The sequence below is a fragment of the Mycobacterium sp. genome (assembly GCF_050700595.1).
Classification (GTDB): Bacteria; Actinomycetota; Actinomycetes; order Mycobacteriales; family Mycobacteriaceae; genus Mycobacterium.
Genome location: NZ_JBOHHI010000128.1, coordinates 1 through 22,638, shown reverse-complemented (window position 1 = coordinate 22,638; position 22,638 = coordinate 1). Strand labels below are relative to the sequence as shown.

Genomic DNA, 22,638 nt, shown 5'->3' with positions numbered 1-22,638 from the left:
GGCACGACAAGTTGATGTTGGCGCTGGCCGAGGGCCGGCTGCAGTGGAACGCGAACGACGCGCGATTCGACCCCGAGCACTCTAGTGCGGCTCCGCCGGCGTTGACCGAACCGGGTTCGCTGCCATTTGAGCCCCTCTACATCGACGTTAGTGGCGATGCACCCTGGGACATTCGGGCACTGGCGTTCCGCGACAAAGTCGCCTCGTTGGCCGCCCCGATTCACGGCAAGCCCAAAGACCACTTAACCAGTGATGATCTGCGTGAGCAGCGCCGGTTCCGGCGCCTGCGGCGCGCGGCAATTGCCGGACTGGCCCTGTTGACTGTCTTCGCTCTGGTAGCCGCATCGATCGCCTATGTGCAGCGGAAGAACGCCATTCGGGTAGCGCGCGACGCGCTGGCCGCCCAGTTCGACACCGCGGCAGCGGCGGTATTTTCCGGGGTCACTGCCGACAGTGACATGCAGGCGCTCGCCGATACCTTTGCCGCGCAACGAATCCGCTCCGACCCCGTGGCTAGCCGTGGCGCGTTCTACACCGCCACCGCCGCGCTGAACACCACCCGCATCATCATCCCCACGCCGGCAGCCGTGGAAGGTGTGGCGGTCAGCCCCGACGGGCACACCCTGGCCTCCGCCGGCCGCGACACCACCGTGGGGTTGTGGGATCTCACCGACCCGGCCCACCCGGGCCCGCTGGGCCAGCCCCTGCGGGGCCACACCGGCGCCGTGGAAGCCGTGGCGTTCAGTCCCGACGGGCACACCCTGGCCTCCGGCAGCGAGGATCACACCGTGCGGTTGTGGGACCTCACCGACCCGGCGCACCCGGGCCCGCTGGGCCAGCCCCTGACCGGCCACACAAGTGTCGTGCACAGTGTGGCGTTTAGCCCCGACGGGCACACCCTGGCCTCCGGCAGCACCGACACCACCATCCGGTTGTGGCCCACCCCCCTCGACGCCACCGTCGCCACCCTTTGCTCGAAACTCACCTCCAACATCAGCCACCACGACTGGCACGACTGGATCCCACCCAGCATCGGCTACATCACCCTCTGCCCCGACCTGCCCGTACCGCAGAACTGAACCGCATTGAAATACAAGAGAATCGAGAACAACCCGCATTGAAATCGTCGATCACATTCGGTCTCGGTGACGGGTTCATCCCAAACCGACCGTTACGCAAGAAGTCTGATGAAAACGCAAGTGTTGATACCGCGGCCCGGCACCGCGCTCTGCCGCGGCGCGGGTATTTGCGCCGGCGCAACGGGTCGCCACCAATCGGCCCCGTGGCGATCGCCAGCGCGGCGAAGCCGGGCGCAGCGGGCCGCCACCAATCAGCCAGGTGGCATCGGGTCGACGTCGTGCGATAAGCTTCAAGGCGGTCATGAGTGCCAGCGTCAAGCCCCGGCTTGCTGGCCGGCAACCCTCCAACCGCGGTGGGGTGCCCCGGGTGATGACCAGGTTGAGTAGCCACAACCGGCTACGCGGCAAGCGCGGGTCCGCCGTGACGGGCCCCCCGAGTAGACAGGGAAACCTGATGCACGCCTATTTGGGCTGGCCCATCGTGTGTCGTAGTTGCTGAACGGGTGGCCTGCCGTCGACGTCGTCGCCAGATGACGTCCCGCACGCCGGTGAGCAACCACACCTTCCAGCAGAAAGCGACTACATGAGCGCCCACAACACCACCGACAGCGATCCGACCGCGCACTGGTCGTTTGAAACCAAACAGGTCCACGTGGGCCAGCGGCCGGATCCGGTCACCAACGCTCGCGCCCTGCCGATCTATGCGACCACGTCGTACACCTTCGACGACACCGCACACGCGGCGGCGCTGTTCGGGCTCGAGGCGCCGGGCAACATCTACACCCGGATCGGCAATCCGACCACCGACGTCGTCGAACAGCGCGTCGCCGCACTCGAGGGCGGGGTAGCGGCGCTGTTTCTGGCGTCCGGCCAGGCCGCCGAGACGTTCGCGATCCTGAACCTGGCCGGTGCGGGCGACCACATCGTGTCCAGCCCCCGGCTCTACGGCGGCACCTATAACCTGTTCCACTATTCGCTGGCCAAGCTCGGGGTCGAGGTGAGCTTCGTGCCGGACCCCGATAATTTGGAGTCCTGGACTTCCGCGATACGGCCGAACACCAAGGCCTTGTTCGGCGAGACCATCTCGAACCCGCAGATCGACATCCTCGACACTCCCGCCGTGTCGGCGGTGGCGCACGAGCACGGCTTGCCGCTGATCGTCGACAACACCATTGCCACCCCCTACCTGATCCGACCGATCGCCCACGGCGCCGACATCGTCGTGCATTCGGCCACCAAGTACCTGGGCGGGCACGGTGCGGCAGTCGCCGGGGTGATCGTCGACGGCGGGACGTTCGACTGGGCGGCCGGCCGCTTTCCCGGATTCACCACGCCCGATCCCAGCTACCACGGCGTGGTGTATGCCGAGCTGGGGCCGGCGGCGTTCGCGGTCAAAGCCCGGGTGCAACTGCTGCGCGACTACGGGTCGGCGGCGTCGCCGTTCAACGCGTTTCTCGTGGCGCAGGGTCTGGAAACCCTGAGTCTGCGCATGGAGCGACATGTGGCCAACGCACAGCGTGTCGCCGAATTCCTGGACAGCCACCAGGATGTGGTGTCGGTGAACTACGCCGGACTACCCGGCTCGCCGTGGTATGAGCGGGGAAAGAAACTGGCGCCCAAAGGAACTGGGGCTGTTCTTGCGTTCGAACTCGCCGGCGGGGTCGATGCCGGGAAAGCGTTTGTCAACGCGCTGCGGCTGCACAGCCACGTCGCCAACATCGGTGACGTGCGGTCGCTGGTGATCCACCCGGCGTCGACGACTCATTCCCAGCTGAGCCCCGAGGAGCAACTCACCACCGGCGTCAGCCCGGGTTTGGTGCGGCTGGCCGTCGGTATCGAGGGCGTCGACGACATCCTGGCCGACCTCGAGCTGGGCTTTGCCGCGGCTCGCAGGTACCCCGACGCATCGGCCGCCGATCCCCATGCGGTGGCGGCATTTTGAGAAAGGCCCGTGTGAGGAGGCTTGAGGTGACGATCTCCGACGTAGGAACCCAGACGCTGCCCGCCGAAGGCGAGGTCGCCGTCATCGACATCGGCTCGCTGACGTTGGAAAGCGGCGAGGTGATCGAAGACGTCTGTATTGCCGTGCAGCGCTGGGGCGAGTTATCGCCCACCCGCGACAACGTGGTGATGGTATTGCACGCGCTCACCGGCGATTCGCATATCACCGGGCCCGCCGGGTCCGGGCATCCGACACCGGGCTGGTGGGATGGTATCGCCGGGCCGGGCGCACCGATCGACACCGACCGCTGGTGCGCGGTGGCCACCAACGTGCTGGGCGGCTGCCGCGGCTCGACCGGCCCCAGCTCGCTGGCCCGTGACGGAAAGCCCTGGGGCTCACGGTTTCCGTTGATATCGATGCGGGATCAGGTGGAGGCCGATGTAGCCGCGCTGGCCGCGCTGGGCATCACCAACGTCGCCGCCGTGGTGGGCGGGTCGATGGGCGGCGCCCGCGCGCTGGAATGGATGGTCAGTCACCCCGACCGGGTCGGCGCCGGGCTGCTGCTGGCGGTGAGCGCGCGCTCGACCGCCGACCTGATCGGTACCCAGGCCACCCAGATCGCGGCGATCAAGGTCGACCCGAACTGGCAGGGCGGTGACTACCACGGCACCGGGCGGACTCCAGACGCCGGCCTGCGGATCGCTCGCCGCATCGCGCACCTGACCTACCGGGGTGAGGTCGAGCTGGACACCCGGTTCGCCAACGACGCGCAAGACGACGAAGTTCCGTTGGACGGTGGCCGCTATGCGGTGCAGAGCTACCTGGAGCATCAAGGCAGCAAGCTGGTGTCGCGGTTCGACGCCGGCAGTTATGTGGTACTGACCGAAGCGGTGAACAGCCACGACGTCGGTCGGGGCCGCGGCGGAGTCGCCACGGCGCTGCGCGGATGCCCGGTGTCGGCGGTGGTCGGCGGCATCACCTCCGACCGGCTCTACCCGCTGCGACTGCAGGAGGAGCTGGCCGACCTGTTGCCCGGATGTAGCCGGCTGCACGTCGTCGACTCGATCTACGGGCACGACGGCTTCCTGCTGGAATCCGAGGCCGTCGGCGAATTGGTGCGCCAGACACTCAAACTGGCCGCGGCCGAGGGTGTGCGTCCGCGGTGACCCGCTCCCGGCAAGACCGCTCGCTGTCGTTCGGCTCGCAAGCGGCTGCCTACGAGCGGGGCCGCCCGTCCTACCCACCGGAGGCGATCGACTGGCTGCTGCCGGCCGGGGCTCGCGACGTCCTGGACTTGGGTGCAGGCACCGGCAAGCTGACCACTCGGCTAGTGGAACGCGGGCTGGACGTGGTCGCCGTCGACCCGATCGCAGAAATGCTGGAAGTGCTGCGTAGTTCTCTGCCCGCTACACCGGTGCTGCTTGGCACGGCGGAAGACATTCCGTTGGAGGACAACAGTGTTGATGTGGTACTGGTCGCGCAGGCATGGCATTGGTTCGAGCCGGAGCGGGCGATTCCCGAAGTAGCCCGGGTGCTACGCCCCGGCGGCCGACTCGGTTTGGTGTGGAATACCCGCGACGAGCGGCTCGGCTGGGTACGCGAACTCGGTCGCATCATCGGTCGCGACGGCGATCCGGTCCGCGACAAGGTGACACTGCGGCAACCGTTCACCGGCTTAGAGCGCCATCAGGTTGAGTGGACCAATTACCTGACGCCGCAAGCCCTTATCGACCTGGTCGCCTCACGTACCTACTGCATCACCTCACCGACGGATGTCCGCGCCAAGACGCTCGACCAGGTTCGCGATCTGCTGGCCACCCATCCTGCGCTGGTGAACGTAGAAGGCCTTGCGCTGCCGTATGTTACGGTCTGCGTGCGGGCGACGCTTTCTACATAGCCTGCCCACTGGTCACTCGACTCGTCGAAGTTGTGCGCAAACCTTTACCCAGCCGTGTCGTGGACGTGACGTGGATCAATCACTGTTCCCTGAGGGCCCAACAGATCCCAACAGATGAGGAGCGGTATATGCGTCGCAACTGGATTTCGCTGGCGACAGCCGTCGGTCTGATCAGTACGGCCGCAGTATTGGCCGCGCCGGCGCAGGCAGACCCGATCGACGATTCGTTCCTCTCCGCGCTCAACGGCGCTGGGGTCAACTCCGGCGATCCGGGAAGCACCGCTGCACTGGGCCAGTCCGTCTGCCCTATGCTGGCTCAGCCGGGTGGCACATTCGCCTCCGCTGCGTCGAACATCGTCGGGAACAACGGTATGTCGCCGGCCATGGCGGAGATGTTCACCAGCATCGCGGTATCGATGTACTGCCCGTCGATGATGGGGTCGCTCGAGAACGGCCAAATGCCCAGTCTGCCGTCGCTGCCGGGTATGCCGGGTATGCCGGGTATGCCGGGTATGCCCGCGCTGTAGTCGGCCGGTCAAACGGGACTCGCCGCGACCTTCACGTCGACCGTCCCTCGACAGGTGCCGGTGTAGATCTCGTTGTGCCATGTGCCGAGCAACGTTCCGTCGGGCTGGGGTTGGTAGTTGGCCCAGGATCGTGCTTGATCCCATTCGACCGATCCGTCCGGTCGCAGGCAGTCCCACTGCCAGTCGTTGACCTTCGCCCACTGCCTACCGTCCCAGGTATAGTGCGCCCGGGGTGGAAGCGTCGGGTTCTTCGGAAGCGGACCGTCGATGACCGTGGCGACACAACCTCCAGCGGAACAGGTGGTGGACATTGTGTACACGTCGGTGGAGTTGTCTTCGGGTTGGCTGGCCGCGAGACTGGTGCCGGTTTTTTGCTCGAGGTAACGGGTAAAGGCGTATTGACCGTTCCAGACCTGCCCGGCGGGGCCCGCCCATGTCATCGGAGCGGAACACAGCGAGGCGCTCACCAGTGCAGCGGTCAATGCGGCACAGGTCGGTCTGGTCACACCCCGCATTCTCAACCAGGCCGGCGCCGAAATCGCCGCGCCGCCGCGCGTGTCGCGGATCTAACGCGTTCCCAACGGGTCGATCGTCCAGGCGATGTAGACCATCGACGCGGCCACCACCGCCGTCGTAGCGAAGTCGACACCCTTGCTGCGCACCACCAAAAGACCGGCACGGTCGTCGGACAACGCCAGCCGCAGCACGCCGGCCACGCCGACGCCGATGCCGATCAGCAGCGCACCGCGGCGCCAGTAGTTGGCGCCGGCCAGTGTGAACGCGACGACGAAGATCAACCCCACCAGCGTGATCGGCCACTGCGCCCGGACCAGCCCCCGCAGGCTCATCGCTGCTCGGACAATTCGACGACGTTCGTCAGCAGGAACGCCCGGGTCAGCGGGCCGACACCGCCGGGGTTCGGCGACACATGACCGGCGACCTCCCACACATCCGGGTGCACGTCACCGACCAGCCCGTCGTCGGTGCGGCTGACGCCGACATCGACGACCGCAGCACCGGGACGCACCATGTCGGCGGTCAGCAGGTGCGGCACACCGACGGCCGCCACAATGATGTCCGCTTGTCGGGTCAGCCCGGCCAGGTCGCGAGTCCCGGTGTGGCACAACGTCACTGTGGCGTTCTCCGAGCGGCGGGTCAGCAGCAGCCCCAACGGCCGACCGACCGTCACACCTCGGCCGATGACAACCACGTGCGCACCGGCGATTTCGACGTCGTAGCGGCGCAGCAGGTGCACGATGCCGCGCGCGGTACACGGCAACGGCGCCGGAGTACCCAGCACCAGCCGGCCCAGGTTGGTCGGGTGCAGCCCGTCGACATCCTTGGTCGGGTCGACCCGCTCCAGCGCGGCGTTCTCGTTGAGCTGCTTCGGCAGCGGCAGCTGCACGATGTAACCGGTGCACTCGGGGTTGGCGTTGAGTTCGTCGATGGTCTCGTCCAGCTTGGCCTGGCTGACATCGGCGGGCAGATCGCGGCGGATCGACGTGATACCGACCTTGGCGGAATCGGAGTGCTTACCGCGCACATAGGCCTGCGATCCGGGGTCGTTGCCGACCAGGATGGTGCCCAGCCCGGGAGTACGGCCCGATGCGGTCAGTGCCTCCACTCGCCCTTTGAGGTCGACGAAAATCTCGTCGCGTGTGGCCTTGCCGTCCAGCGTGATCGCACCCACGCCTGACAGTCTGGCATGATCGCTAAACTCCCGATATGACTGTTGCGGCGGACGTGTTTGCGCCGGCGAAACTCGGCCCGCTGACGCTGCGGAACCGCATCATCAAGGCCGCGACGTTTGAGGCCCGCACGCCCGAAGCGCTGGTGACCGACGACCTGATCGAATACCACCGGCTTCCGGCCGCCGGCGGGGTCGGCATGACGACCGTTGCGTACTGCGCGGTCTCCCCCGGCGGCCGCACCAGCGGCAACCAGATCTGGATGCGACCGGAAGCAGTGGCGGGGCTGCGCCGGCTCACCGAAACCGTGCACGCCGAGGGCGCGGCGGTCAGCGCGCAGATCGGGCACGCCGGCCCGGTCGCCGACGCGCGTTCCAACAAGGCCAGGGCACTGGCGCCGGTGCGGTTCTTCAACCCGCTTGGGATGCGGTTCGCCCGCAAGGCCAGCCGCGACGACATCGACGACGTCATGACCGCCCATGCCAACGCCGCCACGTTGGCCGTGGACGCGGGATTTGACGCGGTGGAGATTCATCTGGGCCACAACTACTTGGCCAGTTCCTTCTTGAGTCCGCTGATCAACCGCCGCGACGACGAGTTCGGTGGGTCGCTGGAGAACCGGGCCAAGGTGGCCCGCGGACTGGTGATGGCGGTGCGCCGCGCGGTACAAACGCAAATCGCGGTGACCGCCAAAATCAACATGGCCGACGGTGTGCGCGGCGGTATCACGGTCTCCGAAGCGCTGACCACCGCGAAGTGGCTGCAGGACGACGGCGGACTGGACGCGCTCGAGCTGACCGCCGGCAGCTCGCTGGTCAATCCGATGTATCTGTTCCGCGGCGACGCGCCGGTCAAAGAGTTCGCCGGAGCCTTCAAGCCGCCGCTGCGCTGGGGTATCCGGATGACCGGCCACAAGTTCCTGCGCGAATACCCCTACCGCGAGACCTACCTGCTGCGCGACGCCCGGCTGTTCCGCGCAGAACTGACGATGCCGTTGATCCTGCTGGGCGGCATCACAAGTCGCGAATCGATGGAGCTGGCCATGGCGGAGGGCTTCGACTTCGTCGCGATGGCGCGGGCATTGCTGGCGGAGCCGGATTTGATCAACCGGATCCGCGATGAGCACAGCGTGCATTCGGCGTGTACGCACTGCAACCGATGCATGCCGACGATCTACAGCCGCACCAGCTGCGTCGTCACCGGCGCCCCCGACGCCCTGCAGTGACGCCGGAGTCGCTCGGGCAGCACTGCGCCACAATGGAGAAAGTCGGGGCCGTGAGCAAGCGGCTACAGTTGTGTCGATGAGTCAAGCAGCACCACCGGCGCTGACCGTCAGGTACGACGGATCGCAACGTACGTTCGCACCGGGCCATGATGTGGTCATCGGGCGTGACCTTCGCGCCGATATGCGGATCACGCATCCGCTGATTTCGCGAGCGCATCTTCTGCTGCGCTTCGACCAGGGCCGCTGGCTGGCGATCGACAACGGTTCGCTGAACGGGACGTTCGTCAACGGCCGCCGAGTCCCGGTAATCGACATCCGCGACGGCCAGAGCATCAATATCGGTAATCCCGACGGGCCACGGCTGACTTTCGAGGTCGGCCGGCACACCGGTATGGCCGGTCGGCCACCCATGACCGCGTCGATGCGGATTGTTCAACCGTCGGGCGGGCCACGCGTGTCGCAGCCTGCGCCCGCGCACCAACAGATGGGCGGCTCCCGGCCACCGCAGGCGCCGTCACGACCGCATCCCGGCGCGACGCCGGCGTCGCCACCCCCGATGCATCCCGCCGGCGGTGGTCATCGGCCACCGGGCTATCCGTCCGGCCCACCGCCGCCGGGTCGGCCGCCGCCCCCCGTCCAACCGGCACCGGAGTTCGCGCCGCAGACCCGGAGGGCGCCCGCATCGGCGAAGCCGCCCGAGGTGGCGAACCTGGCCACGAAGATGATTCAGGTCTTCCGCCCCGGCGCTGCGACCCCCGAGAAGCCCGCCGGTTCCGCGACGATCGGCCGCGCCGGCGACAACGACATCGTCATTCAGGATGTTTTGGCATCGCGCCACCATGCGTTCCTGGTGTCGACGCCGCTTGGCACCGAGATCCGGGACGCCCGCAGCATCAACGGGACCTTCGTCAACGGCACCCGGGTCGGGTCCGCAGTGCTTACCGAGGGCGATGTGGTCACGATCGGCAACGTCGACCTGGTATTCAGCGATGGCACCCTGGTCCGCCGCACCGAGGCCGCGACGCGGACCGGCGGCCTCGAGGTCAACGCGGTGCACTTCAAGATCGACGGCAAGGAACTGATCGACAGCATCTCGCTGATCGCCCGGCCCGGCACGCTGACCGCCATCATTGGTGGATCCGGTGCGGGCAAGACCACGCTGTCCCGGCTGATCGCCGGATACACCCGCCCCAGCGGCGGCTCGATCACCTTCGAAGGACATGACATCCACCGCGAGTACGCGACGATGCGCAGCAGGATCGGGATGGTTCCGCAGGATGACGTCGTGCACCGCCAGCTCACCGTCAACCAGGCGCTCGGCTACGCCGCCGAGCTGCGGCTGCCGCCCGACACCAGCAAAGAAGAACGTGCCCAGGTCGTCGCGGGGGTTCTCGAGGAGCTCGACCTGACCAAGCAGGGCGACACCCGGGTGGACAAGCTCTCCGGTGGCCAACGTAAACGCGCGTCGGTGGCGCTGGAACTGCTCACCCAACCGTCTCTGCTGCTGCTCGACGAGCCGACCTCCGGTCTGGACCCGGCGCTGGACCGTCAAGTCATGCTGATGCTGCGGCAGCTTGCCGACGCCGGCCGCGTGGTACTGGTGGTCACCCACTCGGTGTCCTACCTCGACGTCTGCGATCAGATCCTGCTGGTGGCACCGGGCGGCAAGACGGCGTTCAACGGCCCGCCCGACCAAGTCGGCGACACGTTGGGCACCACCAACTGGGCCGACATCTTCGCCAAGGTGGGCGCCGACCCGGACGAAGCCAACCGCCGCTACATGGCAAGAAAGAGCCAACGGCAACAGTCACAAGCCGGGCTGGCCCAGGCGGCGCCGGGGGATCTGGGCGAGCCGGTGCACACCGACAGGTGGCGCCAGCTGTCCACCATCGCCCGTCGTCAGGTTCGACTCGTCGTCTCCGACCGTGGCTACACGGTGTTCCTGGCGATATTGCCGTTCCTCATCGGTGCGCTGTCGCTGACGGTGAAAGGCCCCCACCCCGGCCTGGGCCCTGCCGCCCCAAACGGGCCCGCACCCACCCAACCGCAGTACATCATGGTGCTGCTCAATATCGGGGCGGTCTTCATGGGCACCGCGTTGACCATCCGCGACCTGATCGGCGAACGCCCGATCTTCCGCCGAGAACAGGCGGTCGGCCTGTCCACCACCGCTTATCTGCTGGCCAAGGTCGTCGTTTTCTGCGCTTTCGCGACCGCCCAGGCGGCGATCGCGACGGCGATAGTGCGGGTCGGCAAGGGCGCACCGACTGCTGACCCGCCGCTCTTCGGTAACTCCACGTTCTCGCTGTTCCTCACGGTTGCCGCCACCTGCGTCGCGTCGGCGATGCTCGGCCTGCTGATGTCGGCGGTGGCACAGTCCAACGAGCAGATCATGCCGCTGCTGGTGGTGTCGATCATGGGGCAGCTGGTGCTCTGCGGCGGGATGATTCCGGTGACCGGTCGGCTTGGGCTGAACCAACTTTCCTGGGTGACGCCCGGACGTTGGGGATACGCCGCGGGAGCGTCATCGATCGACTTTCCGAGCCTGGTGAAGGTTCCGCAAATCCCGACGAACGATCCGATATGGCAGCACTCGAAGCACATCTACCTATTCGACATGTTCATGCTCGCGGTCCTGTCGATGGTCTATGCCGGCTATATCCGGTGGCACATCCGGCTCAGGCGCTGACAACTTCCGTTTACGTCACATTCTGCGGCCGTCCGGTTTCGGGATGGCCGGAACGGGCTACAAATCGTTCGTATGAGCACCGTGGCGCCGCCTGTGCTGCGTGTTCGCTACGACGGGTCACTACGTACCTTCGCAACCGGCCACGATGTCGTCATCGGACGCGATCCGCACGCCGACATACGCGTCGCACACCCACTGGCGTCGCGTGTGCATCTGCTGCTGCGGTGCGACCAGGGCAGATGGGTGGCGATCGACAACCGCTCGCGCCACGGGACGTTTGTGAATGGGCGCCGGTTCGAAGTGGCCGACATCGGCGACGGCCAGCGCATCCACCTCGGCACTCCCGACGGGCCGTGCCTGGTCTGTGAGGTCGAGCGCGACGCCGGGATGGCCGGCCGGCCCCCGCGACCGGCGCGGGCGGCTCAACCACTGGCGGGCCGGCAGCGCGTCCAGCCAGGGCAGCCGCCGCGAACGATGAGCAGGCCGCGACCGCCCGCGCCATCCCATCCGGGCTCGTCGGTGCCCATCGCCCCGGCCACTCAGCCGATTCACCCGGGCGCCCAGCGGCCGCCCGCGTATCCGGCCAACTCGCCTCAAAGGGCACGGCCGACGCGGCAGCCGCCCGCCCGGCCACCCCGGCACGCACCGCCACCGCCGCGGGCCGCGCCGCCCGCCGACTCCCAGCCGCATACCCGGCCAACCCCCGCGGCGGATCATTCACACCTGGCGACCAAGATCATCCGCGCCTTGCGGTCCCAGGCCCCGGAACCAGAGCAGTCGTCTGGTTCGGCGAGGATCGGTCGGGCCAACGACAACGACGTCGTCGTCCCAGATGTGCTGGCCTCGCGCTACCACGCGGTGCTGATCCCGACGCCACTGGGCGTCGAGATCCGGGACAACCAGAGCGTCAACGGCACGTTCGTCAACGGCGTCCGGGTCGGGTCGGCTGTGCTCGGTGAGGGCGACGTGGTCACGATCGGCAACATCGATTTGGAGTTCAGCGGCGGCACCCTGCTCCGCCAAGACGACGCCGAGGCGCGTACCGGCGGACTGGAAGTTGACGGGGTGCGCTTCCAGATCGACGGCAACGACCTGCTCGACGACATCTCACTGACCGCTCGGCCGGGCACGCTGACCGCGATCATCGGCGGATCGGGCGCCGGCAAGACCACGCTGGCCCGGTTGATCGCGGGATACACCCGGCCGGGCTCGGGTTCGGTCATATTCGAGGGACACGACATCCACGCCGAATACGCGTCACTGCGCAGCCGGATCGGGATGGTCCCGCAGGACGACGTGGTGCACCGGCAGTTGACGGTCAACCAGGCACTCGGCTACGCGGCTGAACTGCGGTTGCCGCCCGACACCAGCCAGGCCGACCGCGCGCAGATCGTCGCTCACGTACTCGAGGAACTCGACCTGACGAAGCAGGCCGACTCCCGGGTGGACAAGCTGTCCGGCGGGCAACGCAAACGCGCTTCGGTAGCACTCGAGCTGCTCACCGGCCCGTCGCTGCTGATCCTCGACGAGCCGACCACCGGCCTGGACCCGGCCCTGGATTCCCAAGTCATGATGATGCTGCGCCGGCTCGCCGACGCCGGCCGCACCGTGCTGGTGGTGACCCACTCGGTCGCCTACCTCGACCTGTGCGACCAGTTACTGCTGCTGGCACCGGGCGGTAAGACGGCATACTTCGGACGGCCCGACGAGATCGGCTCGGTCATGGGAACCGACAACTGGGCCCACATCTTCACCAGCGTGGGCGCCGACCCGGACGAAGCCAAGCGCCGCTTCCTGGCACAAAAACAGCCGGAGCCGCCGCTGGAAAAGGCCGCCGAACCGGGCGACCTGGGCGAGCCGGTGCACGTGGACGTGCGGCGTCAGTTCTCCACGATCGCGCGCCGGCAGGTTCGGCTGGTCGTCTCCGACCGGTGGTACACGGTGTTTCTGGCGGCGTTGCCGTTCATTATCGGGTTACTCGCCCTGACCGTCCCGGGCAACGCCGGGTTCGGGATGACCGACCCGCGCGGCAAGACACCTGCCGAACCCGCGCAGATCCTGGTGTTGCTCGATATCGGCGCTGTGTTCATGGGTACCGCGCTGACCATTCGCGACCTGGTCGGCGAACGCACCATCTTCCACCGCGAACAAGCGTTCGGCTTGTCCACCCGCGCCTACCTGCTGGCCAAGATCGCGGTGTTCACCATGTTCGCCACCACCCAGGCCGGGATCGCCACCACCATCGCGGTGATCGGCAAGGGCGCGCCGACTCGTGGCGCGGTGCTGCTGGGTAGTCCCGTCCTGGAACTGTTTGTCGCGGTCGCTGGGACCTGCGTCGTCTCGGCGATCATCGGCATGGCGCTGTCGGCGCTGGCCCGCTCCAGCGACCAGATTCTGCCGCTACTGGTGGTGGCGATCATGGCGCAGCTGGTGTTCTCCAGCGGGATGATCCCGGTGACCAACCGCGCGGTCCTGGACCAGCTGTCCTGGCTGACCCCGGCGCGGTGGGGTTTCGCGGCGTCGGCGTCGACGGTCGACTTGAACACCGTGGAACCCGGTCCGTTCAGCCCGAAGGACAGCCACTGGAACCACACGGCCGGTGCCTGGCTGCTCGACATGGCCATGCTCGGCGTGCTGGCGACGGTGTACTCCGCCTTTGTCTGGTGGCGGATCCGGCTGCGCCGCTGAGAATCAACTGCCCGTCCGGGCGGTCAAGCTGGCCAGCGCATACTCACTGACGGCGATCAACGCGTCGGTTGTCGACCTGCGATCACGGGCATCGAGGCTGATGATCGGGATGTGTTCGGCCAGCGTCAGCGCCTTGCGCACCTCGGCAACCGGATACCGTGGGGCGCCGTCGAATTCGTTGACCGCGACGAGGAACGGCAGGCTGCGGTGCTCGAAGAAGTCGACCGCTGCGAAGCTGTCGGCAAGGCGCCGGCAGTCGACCAGGATGATCGCGCCGATCGCGCCGCGCACCAGGTCGTCCCACATGAACCAGAACCGGCGCTGCCCCGGCGTGCCGAACAGGTACAACACCAGACCCTCGTCGAGGGTGATCCGGCCGAAGTCCATCGCCACCGTGGTGGTCCGCTTGTGCGGCGTGGCCTCCAGCATGTCCACGCCGGTGGAAGCGTCGGTGACCATTGCTTCGGTGCGCAGCGGCATGATTTCCGAGACCGCACCGACGAACGTCGTCTTACCGGCGCCGAACCCGCCCGCGACGACGATCTTCGTCGAAACGGGATTTCGCCGCTCAGAGTGCTCGTAGGCCACGCAGCGTCCTTCCTATCAGTTCGCGGCGCTCGTCGCGGGTCGACCGGTCAAGTGTCGGGTGCACCCGAAGGTATCCCGACGTGACCAGGTCGCCGACCAGGACACGCACGACGCCCAGCGGCAGGTCCAGGCGCGCTGAGATTTCCGCAACCGAGGGGCTCTTGATACACAGTTGGACGATCCTGCCTCGTATGTCGTTGGGCGGCCACCGGTGGAACAGCGCCGACTGCAACGTTTGCACCGGCGCTTCCAGAGGAAGGTCGACGCTGGTTTCGGTCCGCCCGGCCGTCAGAGTGTACGGACGGACCAGACTCGCCTCAGCCGCGGGTGGCGGCGGCTCGCGTCTGTTCATCGCGGCTCACGAGTGCTTCACGAGTGCTGGGGCGCACGTCGCGACGACTGCACGACGCCGCCGACCCGTTCGACAAGGACGGCCATCTCGTAGCCGATCTGACCGATATCGCACGACGTCGCCGCCAGCGTCGCCAGATGCGAACCGTCACCGACCCGCATCAGCAACAGATAGCCGTCCTGCATCTCCACCACCGACTGCAGCACCTGGCCGCCGTCGAACAACTGCGCGGCGCCGTTGGCCAGGCTGGCCAACCCGGACGCCACCGCGGCCAACTGATCCGCGCGGTCCGGCGGCAGGTGCTCGCTGGCAGCGATCAACAGGCCGTCCACGGAAACCAGCACCGCATGCGACACCCCGGGGACCTCCCGGGCGAAATTCGACACCAACCAGTCCAGCGAGCTGTCGTGCGCAGGTCCGGACGGACCAAAAGGGCGGGTCATTCGTGATCAGGTCCTTGATCTGTCTCGCGGGCATGCGACCTTCCTGCGCGCACGCCGCCAAAGTGGCTGCTGATGGAGGCACGGATCGCATCGGGGTCCCGGGCCGGGGCCTCATGCCGGCCGGACTGCAATCCGCCGTTGGATGCTACTCCGTTGTACTCGGGTGTGGCCGCACCCGGCACCAGTCGGGCACCGGGTTCCCGCACCGGCAGACCCTGGTCGGTGTGGGTCGCGACGGGCACGTTGTCGACCTCGGCGGCCGCCGACCAGCCGTGGTCCCACACCGAGTTCCAATCCAGATCGGAGCTGCGTGCCAATTCGTGCGGGTCGACCAGCCACTCGGAAAGCATCCGCTGGTAGATGAGGTCCACCTGTGGTGGCTCACCCGGTCCGGCGCCGACGTCGGCTGTCCCCGGCTCGGAGGGCTGGTCGGGCGCCGAGGCGACCCGCGCGCACGATGTGAAGAACGTGGATGTGTCCGAAACGGGTTGCGGCTCAGAAGGTTCCGCTGGCCGGGCAGAACCGCCGGCGATGCCGCTGGCCCCGGGGTTGCGCTGCGGCAACAGCGTGACCGGCGACTCGGGCGAATGGGACCCGTTACGCTCCGCCGCATCGGCCACAAACTCCGCGGCGTCCCGGCGGTCCGCCGCGGCGACCGCTTCCTCGACAGTGGCCAACCGCCGCGGGGGCGCCGTGGGACCCGATGCCGGGTACCCTTCGGCGCCGGCCAACACCGTGGCCGGCAGATAGACCTCGGCCATCGTCCCCGCCGGCCGCCGATCGCGCGACGAACCGCGCAGCCGCACCCGAATGCCGTGCCGATCGGCCAGCCGGCTGATCACGAACAGGCCCATATGGCGGGCGTTGTCGGGGGTGACCTCGCCTCCGGCGCGCAGCCGCATGTTGGCGATGCGCCGGTCGCCTTCGGTCATGCCCAGGCCGACGTCGACGATCTCGAGGAGCACCCCGGCGTCCCGGCGCCGCACGGCCGACACCCGCACCGGTGACATCGGTGGGGAGTAGCGCAGCGCGTTGTCGATCAACTCCGCGAGCAAATGCACGACATCGCCGGCGGCGGCAGCGCTGACCCTGCAGTCGGGCACCGTGGCAATCTCGACCCGCCGATACTCCTCGACCTCGGAGGTGGCGGCGCTGATCACCGTCGACAGCGGTACCGGTCCGCGCCGGTCTCCGCGCGAGCTCGGCGCGCCGGCCAGCACCAGGAGATTGGCGCCATTGCGACGCATCCGCGCGGCGAGGTGGTCGAGCCGGAACAGGCTGTCCAGCCGATCGGGGTCCTCCTCGTTACGCTCCAACCGGTCGATCAGTTGCAGTTGTTGGTCGACCAGCGACCGGTTGCGCCTCGACATGGTTTCGAACATGTCGTTGACCAGCAGCCGCAATCGAGCCTCGTCACCGGCCAGCAGCAGCGCCTGGGTGTGCAACTCGTCGACCGCGTGCGCGACCTGGCCGATCTCCTCGGTGGTGTGGACCGGGAGCGGGTCGGGGGCGCGTTCGTCGCCGGCCCGCGCCCGGGCGATCTCCCGCTCGAGGTCCTCATGGGCGACCTTCAACGCGCTGTCGCGCAGCACCCGCAGCGGTCCGACCAGCGAGCGAGCCACCAACAACACGATCAGCAGCGCGGCCACGACGGCGGCCAGCACCAGTACCGTGTCGCGAATCGCGGTATCGCGCCGATTGGCGGCCCGGTCCTCCACCGACTTCGTCACCGACGCGGTGGTTTCCTTGATCACCTGCGTCGCGATCGCGTCGGTGGCCCGCGTCGAGCGCAGCAACTCCGGGTTGTTGACCAGCAGGCTGGACGGATTGGACATGATCGCCAACCGGGTCACCATCTGCTGCTGCAGCTTCTTGGCGTCCGGCGAGCCGCCGCCGAGCACCTCGGCCATTCCGAACAGCGTCGACGGCTCGGTACCGGCCAAAGCCATCATCGAGGAGCGCAGCTCCGGCTCAGGCAGGGCGCCGCCGCCGGTGATCAGCAGCTGTTGCATCAACATCTGGCCACGGGCCCCGACCGCACGGCTCAAGCCCTGCGCCGTCGCCCGGATCTGCGCGCTGTCGACCCGCACCGACCCGTCGACGACGTTCTCGGCAGTCAACAGGATGGGCGCGTAGGTGGTCACCCGCTCACGCAAACCGATCGCGTTCGACACCACCTTGTTCAGCAGCGCCTGGCCATCGCGCACCAGGGTGTCCACGCCAGCGCGAACGTCGGAGACGACGTCGGTGTCCGACAGCCGCACCTGCAACTCGTCCCTGCGGGCCTGGTAGTTCTTCTTGACGCCCTCGACGTCACCGCCCTGGGAGCTGGCCAACAACGCGGAATCGAGTGCGGACATGTACTTCGTGATGGCTGGAATCAGTTCGGCGCGGTCGGCGGCCAGCCGTAGGTCGCCCACGTCGGTCATCGCGCCGTAGATCCGGAATCCACCGAAAACCATCGCCAGCACCAGTGGCACCACCACAATCGCGACGACTTTCCACCGGACCGGCCAGTTGCGCAGCGACCATGTGGGTGGGCGTTTCGCCGCTGCGGGTGCGGAGTCGTGGCGGTCCGGGGTGTCGGCTGGACCGGTTGTAGCAGCGGGTCGGAGCGCCCGGATCGGACGGTCGAACATGGTCACCGGACTGCGCCTGTGCCGCCGATTGCTCCCCTAATACGTTGTGTTCGCGCGTCGTTCATGAGACTTCCTGCTGATTGCACCCGGCCCGAGGGCAGACGGGCGAGCGATATATACGCCTGGCAACTCGACGAGTATGACAGCCTGCGGCCACCGTGACCACAATTCTTACTGAACAAACAGAGTTCGCCGAAACGGGTTGAGCCGCCGAAAGGATAGCTGAGCAAATTGGCGGCGGACAACTGCGATGATCGACAGATGTTCCGGCTGCTGTTCTATTCCCCGCGCATCGCACCCAACACGGGCAATGCGATCCGGACGGCGGCGGCCACCGGCGCAGAACTGCACTTGGTCGAACCGTTGGGCTTCGAGCTGTCCGAACCCAAGCTGCGGCGGGCCGGGCTGGACTATCACGACCTGGCGTCGGTCACTGTGCATCCGTCACTGGATGCCGCGTGGGCTGCGCTGGAACCGCGGCGGGTGTTTGCGTTCACCGCCCATGCTTCGACGTTGTTCACCGACGTCGGCTACCAGCCCGGCGACGTGTTGCTGTTCGGGCCGGAGCCCACCGGGCTGGACGAGGCGATCCTGACCGACACGCACATCACCGCGCGGCTCCGTATCCCGATGCTGGCCGGACGGCGGTCACTGAACCTGTCCAACGCGGCGGCAGTCGTCGTCTACGAGGCGTGGCGTCAGCACGGGTTCACCGGTGCGGTTTGACTGCGTCTGGTTCACCAGCTGTTCCAGTGCGTCACGGCCTCGGCCGGCAATCGCTTGGCCGACCGGAAATCGGTGCCCTTGGTGTAGGCGATCGGGAACAGCCCACCCTGGCTGTACTCGTCAAACGGAATACCGAGTAGCTCGGCGGCCTGCTTTTCGCCGTCGCCGAGCAGGTGCAGCGTCGTCCAGCAGGAACCCAGCCCCCGCGACCGCAATGCGAGACAAAAACTCCAGGCCGCCGGGAACAACGATGCCCAGAACGACGAGCTCAGCAGCGGTGCCTGCTCCACCCGGCCCTGCAGGCACGGGATCATCAGCACCGGCGCCTCGTGCATGTGCTCGGCCAGATACATCGCCGAATCTTTGACCAACGGCATCCGCTCGCCGCGGGTGTCGCCGTCGGGGTATTGCGGTGAGGGCAGGGCGAGATAGCCCTTGGCATTGCTCAGATAGATGTCGGCGATCGCCTTCTTCTTGTCGGCGTCGGTGACAAACACCCATTGCCAACCCTGCGCATTGGAGCCGGTGGGTGCCTGCAACGCCAACTCGAGGCATTCCATCACCACCTCGCGGCTCACCGGCTTGTCAAAGTCGAGGCGTTTGCGCACCGATCGAGTGGTGGTCAGGACTTCGTCGACGGACAGGTTCAGAGTCATGTGCGCGAGCCTATCCTTCTGGCGCGAGCGTGCGTGTCCCCGGTCGACACGGCGGGTGCAAACCCGGTTTTGCGCACGCTCGCCCGGGAATTCAGCGGAAGTCGCGGGACTTCGATGCCATCCGCAGGCTGAGCTTGCCCAACCGCTCGGCCACGACGGTGACGGCGCCGCTGGCGTTTTGGACCCGACCACGGATCAGCAGTGCCGACGCCGTCTGCGCCAGCTTGCGGTGCCGCGCCCACACCCCCGGTGTGCAGAGCACGTTGACCATCCCGGTCTCATCCTCGAGGTTGAGAAACGTCACCCCCTGCGCCGTCGCCGGCCGCTGCCGATGGGTCACCGCCCCGGCGATCAGCACCCGATCGCCGTCGGGTACTCCCAACAGCTTCTCGGCGGGCAGCACCCCCATCGCCTCCAGATCCGACCGCAGGAACTGGGTGGGGTAGCTGTCGCAGGAGATGCCGGTGGCCCACACATCGGCGGCGGCCAGCTCCACCTCACTCATCCCCGGCAATGCCGGGATGTGCGACGACGAGCCCACCCCGGGTAGCCGGCCCGGTCGCTCGGTGGCCGCCGCCCCGGCCGCCCACAGCCCCTCCCGGCGGGAGAGCCCGAAGCAGCTCAGCGCACCAGCGGTGGCCAGCGCTTCGGTCTGCGGCACAGAAAGCTGCACCCGCGACGTCAAATCCAGCAGAGAAGCGAACGGCCCATTTACTTTTCGCTCCGCGACCAGCTTTTCGGCCAGGTCGTCTCCGATATGACGCACACTGCCCAGACCGAGCCGAACCTGCATTCCGGCGTTCTCGAGGGTGGCGTAGGCCAGGCCGGCGTTGACGTCTGGCCCGTGCACCGTCACACCGTGCCGGCGGGCATCGGCCACCAGTGACTGTGGTGAATAGAAGCCCATCGGCTGGGCGCGCAGCAGCGCCGCGCAGAACGCCGCCGGGTGGTGCAGCTTGAACCACGACGAGTAGAACACCAGCGCCGCGAAGCTCAGCGCATGACTTTCCGGGAAACCGAAATTGGCGAAGGCTTCCAGCTTTTCGTAGACCCGGTCGATCACCTCGTCGGGTGCGCCATGCAGTTGGCGCATACCGTCGTAGAACCGGCCGCGCAGCCGTCGCATCCGCTCGGCCGAGCGTTTGGATCCCATGGCTCGCCGCAGCAGGTCGGCCTCGGCAGCGGAAAACCCGGCGCAGTCGACCGCGAGCTGCATCAGCTGCTCCTGAAACAGCGGAACTCCCAATGTCTTGCGCAACGCCGACTCCATCGAGGGGTGGTCGTAGACGACTGGGTCGACGCCGTTGCGCCGGCGAATGTACGGGTGCACCGAACCGCCCTGGATGGGGCCGGGACGAATCAGCGCAACCTCCACCACCAGGTCGTAGAACACCCGCGGCCGCAGGCGCGGCAGCGTCGCCATCTGTGCGCGCGACTCCACCTGGAATACCCCGACGGAGTCGGCACGCGCCAGCATCTCGTACACCGCTGGTTCGGACAGGTCCAGCTTGGCCAGGTCCACCTCGACGCCCTTGTGCTCGGCGACCAGGTCTTTCGCATAGTGCAGCGCCGAGAGCATACCCAGCCCGAGCAGGTCGAATTTCACCAAACCGATTGCCGCACAGTCGTCTTTGTCCCACTGCAATACGCTGCGGTTAGCCATGCGTGCCCATTCCACCGGACACACGTCGGCGATCGGGCGGTCGCAGATCACCATGCCGCCGGAGTGGATACCCAGGTGGCGCGGCAGGTTGGCGATCTGGGTCGCCAGGTCGATCACCTGCCCGGGGATGCCCTCGACATCAGGTGAGCCGGCCAGTCCGTTCCAGCGGCTGATCTGCTTGCTCCAGGCGTCCTGCTGGCCTTGCGAGAAACCCAGGGCGCGGGCCATGTCGCGCACCGCGATCCGTCCCCGGTAGGTGATGACGTTGGCGACCTGCGCGGCGTAGTCACGGCCGTATTTGTCGTAGACGTACTGGATGACCTTTTCACGTTGATCCGACTCGATGTCGATGTCGATGTCGGGTGGCCCGTCCCGGACGGGGGACAAAAACCGCTCGAACAACAGCTCGTTGGCCACCGGGTCGACCGCGGTGATCCCGAGGGCATAACACACCGCGGAGTTGGCCGCCGATCCCCTGCCCTGACACAGAATGTTGTTGTCCCGGCAGAACCGGGTGATGTCGTGTACCACCAAGAAGTAGCCCGGGAACTTCAGCTGCGCAATAACTCTCAGTTCGTGCTCGATCTGCGCGTAGGCCCTTGGGGCATGCTCTGGCGGGCCATAGCGGTTTCGGGCGCCGGCCATCGTCAGCTCGCGTAGCCAGCTGTCTTCGGTATGCCCGGCCGGTACGTCGAACGGCGGCAGCCGCGGGGCGATCAATGCCAGCCCGAAGGCGCACTGTTCACCGAGTTCGGCGGCGGCGGTCACTGTTTCGAGGGACCACGCGAACAGCCGGGCCATCTCCTCCCCGGACCGCAGATGCGAGCCGCCCAGCGGTGCCAGCCAGCCTGCAGCCTCGTCCAAACAGTGGCGGGCGCGTATCGCGCCCATTGCCATCGCCAGCCGGGCTCGCGACGGTGCGGCGAAATGCGCACCGGTTGTGGCGACCATATCGAGGCCGAATCGCCTTGCCATCCGGGCTAACTCGGCGTTGTTTTCGTCATCGTACGGGTAGCCGTGACCGGTGAGCTCGACGCTGACCCGATCGGCCCCGAACCGGTCCACCAGGTCGGCCAACGCCTTTGCGGCTGCGTCCGGGCCGTCTCGGCGAAGCGCCCGACGCACATGGCCTTTACGGCATCCGGTCAGGATATGCCAATGCCCACCGGCAGCGTCGGTCAGCGCGTCGAAGTCGAAGCGTGGCTTGCCTTTTTCACCACCTGCCAGGTGTGCGGCGGCCAGCTGGCGCGACAACCGTCGATAGCCTTCCGGGCCGCGGGCCAGCACCAGTAGATGCGGGCCGGGCGGATCGGGCTCGTCGGTGCGGGCGCCGGATCCCAGCGACAGCTCCGCGCCGAATACGGTAGCCATGTCCAGTTCCGCGGCGGCCTCGGCGAACCGCACCGCGCCGTAGAAACCGTTGTGGTCGGTGAGCGCAACGGCGCGCAGATCCAGTCGCGCCGCCTCCTCGACCAGTTCCTCCGGAGTGCTGGCCCCGTCGAGGAAGCTGTACGCCGAATGCGCGTGCAACTCGGCATACGCGACCGACGAACGCACCGGCCGGTTGTCACCCGGCGGCTGATACCTTCCGCGTCTGCGTGACCGGGGGCCGTCGTCCGCCGGCTCAACAGCGACCGGCGCGCTGGCGCGGCGCGGCTTACCGTCGAGCACCCGCTCCATCTCCGCCCAGCTCGGCGGCCCGTTGCCCCAGCCCACGCAGCCCAGTGTATCGAATGTATGTGGCGCTCCACGGGTTTTCGTGGGCGCCTTTGTGCTGTTCAGGGATGTTTTTTGTTGCGGGAGAGGGTTGTCGGCGTTTCGCGGGTGAATTGAGGG

The 22,638-nt window shown here is 67.3% G+C and carries 18 protein-coding genes and 1 riboswitch; of the genes, 9 read left to right on the top strand and 9 right to left on the bottom strand.

What is annotated here, in order from left to right; translation table 11 throughout:
- The 5 genes from ACRDTL_RS12650 to ACRDTL_RS12630 all read left to right on the top strand — a co-directional run.
- Nucleotides 1-1,079, top strand: a 1,079-nt coding sequence (locus ACRDTL_RS12650) for a WD40 repeat domain-containing protein (protein WP_431507050.1), incomplete at its 5' end; no start/stop codon positions are given.
- Between the two features lie 297 nt (nucleotides 1,080-1,376).
- A riboswitch (SAM riboswitch) is annotated at nucleotides 1,377-1,496 on the top strand.
- Nucleotides 1,497-1,662: 166 nt separating this feature from the next.
- On the top strand, nucleotides 1,663-3,021 hold the full coding sequence (locus tag ACRDTL_RS12645; RefSeq protein ID WP_431507049.1) for a bifunctional o-acetylhomoserine/o-acetylserine sulfhydrylase: 1,359 nt from the start codon (nucleotides 1,663-1,665) through the stop codon (nucleotides 3,019-3,021).
- Nucleotides 3,022-3,047: 26 nt separating this feature from the next.
- Nucleotides 3,048-4,187, top strand: coding sequence for a homoserine O-acetyltransferase MetX (metX, locus tag ACRDTL_RS12640; RefSeq protein WP_431507048.1), 1,140 nt, complete (start codon nucleotides 3,048-3,050; stop codon nucleotides 4,185-4,187).
- Nucleotides 4,184-4,918 (top strand): class I SAM-dependent methyltransferase, encoded by a 735-nt coding sequence (locus ACRDTL_RS12635; RefSeq protein WP_431507047.1) that lies wholly within the window; start codon nucleotides 4,184-4,186, stop codon nucleotides 4,916-4,918. The genes metX and ACRDTL_RS12635 overlap by 4 nt, the downstream gene beginning before the upstream one ends.
- 128 nt (nucleotides 4,919-5,046) lie before the next feature.
- On the top strand, nucleotides 5,047-5,445 hold the full coding sequence (locus tag ACRDTL_RS12630; protein WP_431507046.1) for a DUF732 domain-containing protein: 399 nt from the start codon (nucleotides 5,047-5,049) through the stop codon (nucleotides 5,443-5,445).
- Between the two features lie 8 nt (nucleotides 5,446-5,453).
- Here ACRDTL_RS12630 and ACRDTL_RS12625 read toward each other — a convergent pair whose 3' ends face one another.
- The 3 genes from ACRDTL_RS12625 to ACRDTL_RS12615 are packed head-to-tail and all read right to left on the bottom strand — an operon-like array spanning nucleotide 5,454 to nucleotide 7,135.
- A complete protein-coding gene (locus tag ACRDTL_RS12625) occupies nucleotides 5,454-5,951 on the bottom strand; it encodes a hypothetical protein (RefSeq protein WP_431507045.1) in 498 nt (165 codons plus the stop codon).
- 60 nt (nucleotides 5,952-6,011) lie between these two features.
- Nucleotides 6,012-6,293 carry a DUF3017 domain-containing protein gene (locus ACRDTL_RS12620; protein WP_431507044.1) on the bottom strand — a complete coding sequence of 94 codons (282 nt, stop codon included), beginning with the start codon at nucleotides 6,291-6,293 and terminating at the stop codon, nucleotides 6,012-6,014.
- Nucleotides 6,290-7,135, bottom strand: coding sequence for a bifunctional methylenetetrahydrofolate dehydrogenase/methenyltetrahydrofolate cyclohydrolase (locus ACRDTL_RS12615; protein ID WP_431507043.1), 846 nt, complete (start codon nucleotides 7,133-7,135; stop codon nucleotides 6,290-6,292). Before ACRDTL_RS12615 ends, ACRDTL_RS12620 begins: the two co-directional genes overlap by 4 nt.
- Nucleotides 7,136-7,170: 35 nt before the next feature.
- Here ACRDTL_RS12615 and ACRDTL_RS12610 point away from each other — a divergent pair, with 35 nt between their 5' ends.
- The 3 genes from ACRDTL_RS12610 to ACRDTL_RS12600 all read left to right on the top strand — a co-directional run bounded on the left by ACRDTL_RS12610 (nucleotide 7,171) and on the right by ACRDTL_RS12600 (nucleotide 13,735).
- On the top strand, nucleotides 7,171-8,358 hold the full coding sequence (locus ACRDTL_RS12610; protein ID WP_431507042.1) for an NADH:flavin oxidoreductase: 1,188 nt from the start codon (nucleotides 7,171-7,173) through the stop codon (nucleotides 8,356-8,358).
- Between the two features lie 76 nt (nucleotides 8,359-8,434).
- Nucleotides 8,435-11,047 carry an FHA domain-containing protein gene (locus ACRDTL_RS12605; RefSeq protein WP_431507041.1) on the top strand — a complete coding sequence of 871 codons (2,613 nt, stop codon included), beginning with the start codon at nucleotides 8,435-8,437 and terminating at the stop codon, nucleotides 11,045-11,047.
- Between the two features lie 72 nt (nucleotides 11,048-11,119).
- Nucleotides 11,120-13,735, top strand: a complete 2,616-nt coding sequence (locus ACRDTL_RS12600) for an ATP-binding cassette domain-containing protein (RefSeq protein ID WP_431507040.1) — start codon at nucleotides 11,120-11,122, stop codon at nucleotides 13,733-13,735.
- Between the two features lie 3 nt (nucleotides 13,736-13,738).
- Here ACRDTL_RS12600 and ACRDTL_RS12595 read toward each other — a convergent pair whose 3' ends face one another.
- From ACRDTL_RS12595 to ACRDTL_RS12580, 4 genes are read right to left on the bottom strand one after another with little or no spacing between them, the layout of a single operon-like run.
- Nucleotides 13,739-14,323: a GTP-binding protein gene (locus ACRDTL_RS12595; protein WP_431507039.1), complete on the bottom strand. Its 585-nt coding sequence runs from the start codon at nucleotides 14,321-14,323 to the stop codon at nucleotides 13,739-13,741.
- Nucleotides 14,304-14,675, bottom strand: coding sequence for a DUF742 domain-containing protein (locus ACRDTL_RS12590; protein WP_431507038.1), 372 nt, complete (start codon nucleotides 14,673-14,675; stop codon nucleotides 14,304-14,306). The genes ACRDTL_RS12595 and ACRDTL_RS12590 overlap by 20 nt, the downstream gene beginning before the upstream one ends.
- 17 nt (nucleotides 14,676-14,692) lie before the next feature.
- Nucleotides 14,693-15,118, bottom strand: a complete 426-nt coding sequence (locus tag ACRDTL_RS12585) for a roadblock/LC7 domain-containing protein (RefSeq protein WP_431507037.1) — start codon at nucleotides 15,116-15,118, stop codon at nucleotides 14,693-14,695.
- Nucleotides 15,115-17,757 carry a sensor histidine kinase gene (locus ACRDTL_RS12580; RefSeq protein ID WP_431507051.1) on the bottom strand — a complete coding sequence of 881 codons (2,643 nt, stop codon included), beginning with the start codon at nucleotides 17,755-17,757 and terminating at the stop codon, nucleotides 15,115-15,117. Before ACRDTL_RS12580 ends, ACRDTL_RS12585 begins: the two co-directional genes overlap by 4 nt.
- A 261-nt stretch (nucleotides 17,758-18,018) precedes the next feature.
- Here ACRDTL_RS12580 and ACRDTL_RS12575 point away from each other — a divergent pair, with 261 nt between their 5' ends.
- Nucleotides 18,019-18,483, top strand: a complete 465-nt coding sequence (locus tag ACRDTL_RS12575) for a tRNA (cytidine(34)-2'-O)-methyltransferase (protein WP_431507036.1) — start codon at nucleotides 18,019-18,021, stop codon at nucleotides 18,481-18,483.
- Between the two features lie 11 nt (nucleotides 18,484-18,494).
- Here ACRDTL_RS12575 and ACRDTL_RS12570 read toward each other — a convergent pair whose 3' ends face one another.
- Entirely contained in the window at nucleotides 18,495-19,139 is a 645-nt protein-coding gene (locus ACRDTL_RS12570) for a nitroreductase family protein (protein ID WP_431507035.1), read from the bottom strand.
- A gap of 91 nt (nucleotides 19,140-19,230) precedes the next feature.
- On the bottom strand, nucleotides 19,231-22,518 hold the full coding sequence (locus ACRDTL_RS12565; RefSeq protein ID WP_431507034.1) for an error-prone DNA polymerase: 3,288 nt from the start codon (nucleotides 22,516-22,518) through the stop codon (nucleotides 19,231-19,233).
- Nucleotides 22,519-22,638 lie beyond the last annotated feature (120 nt).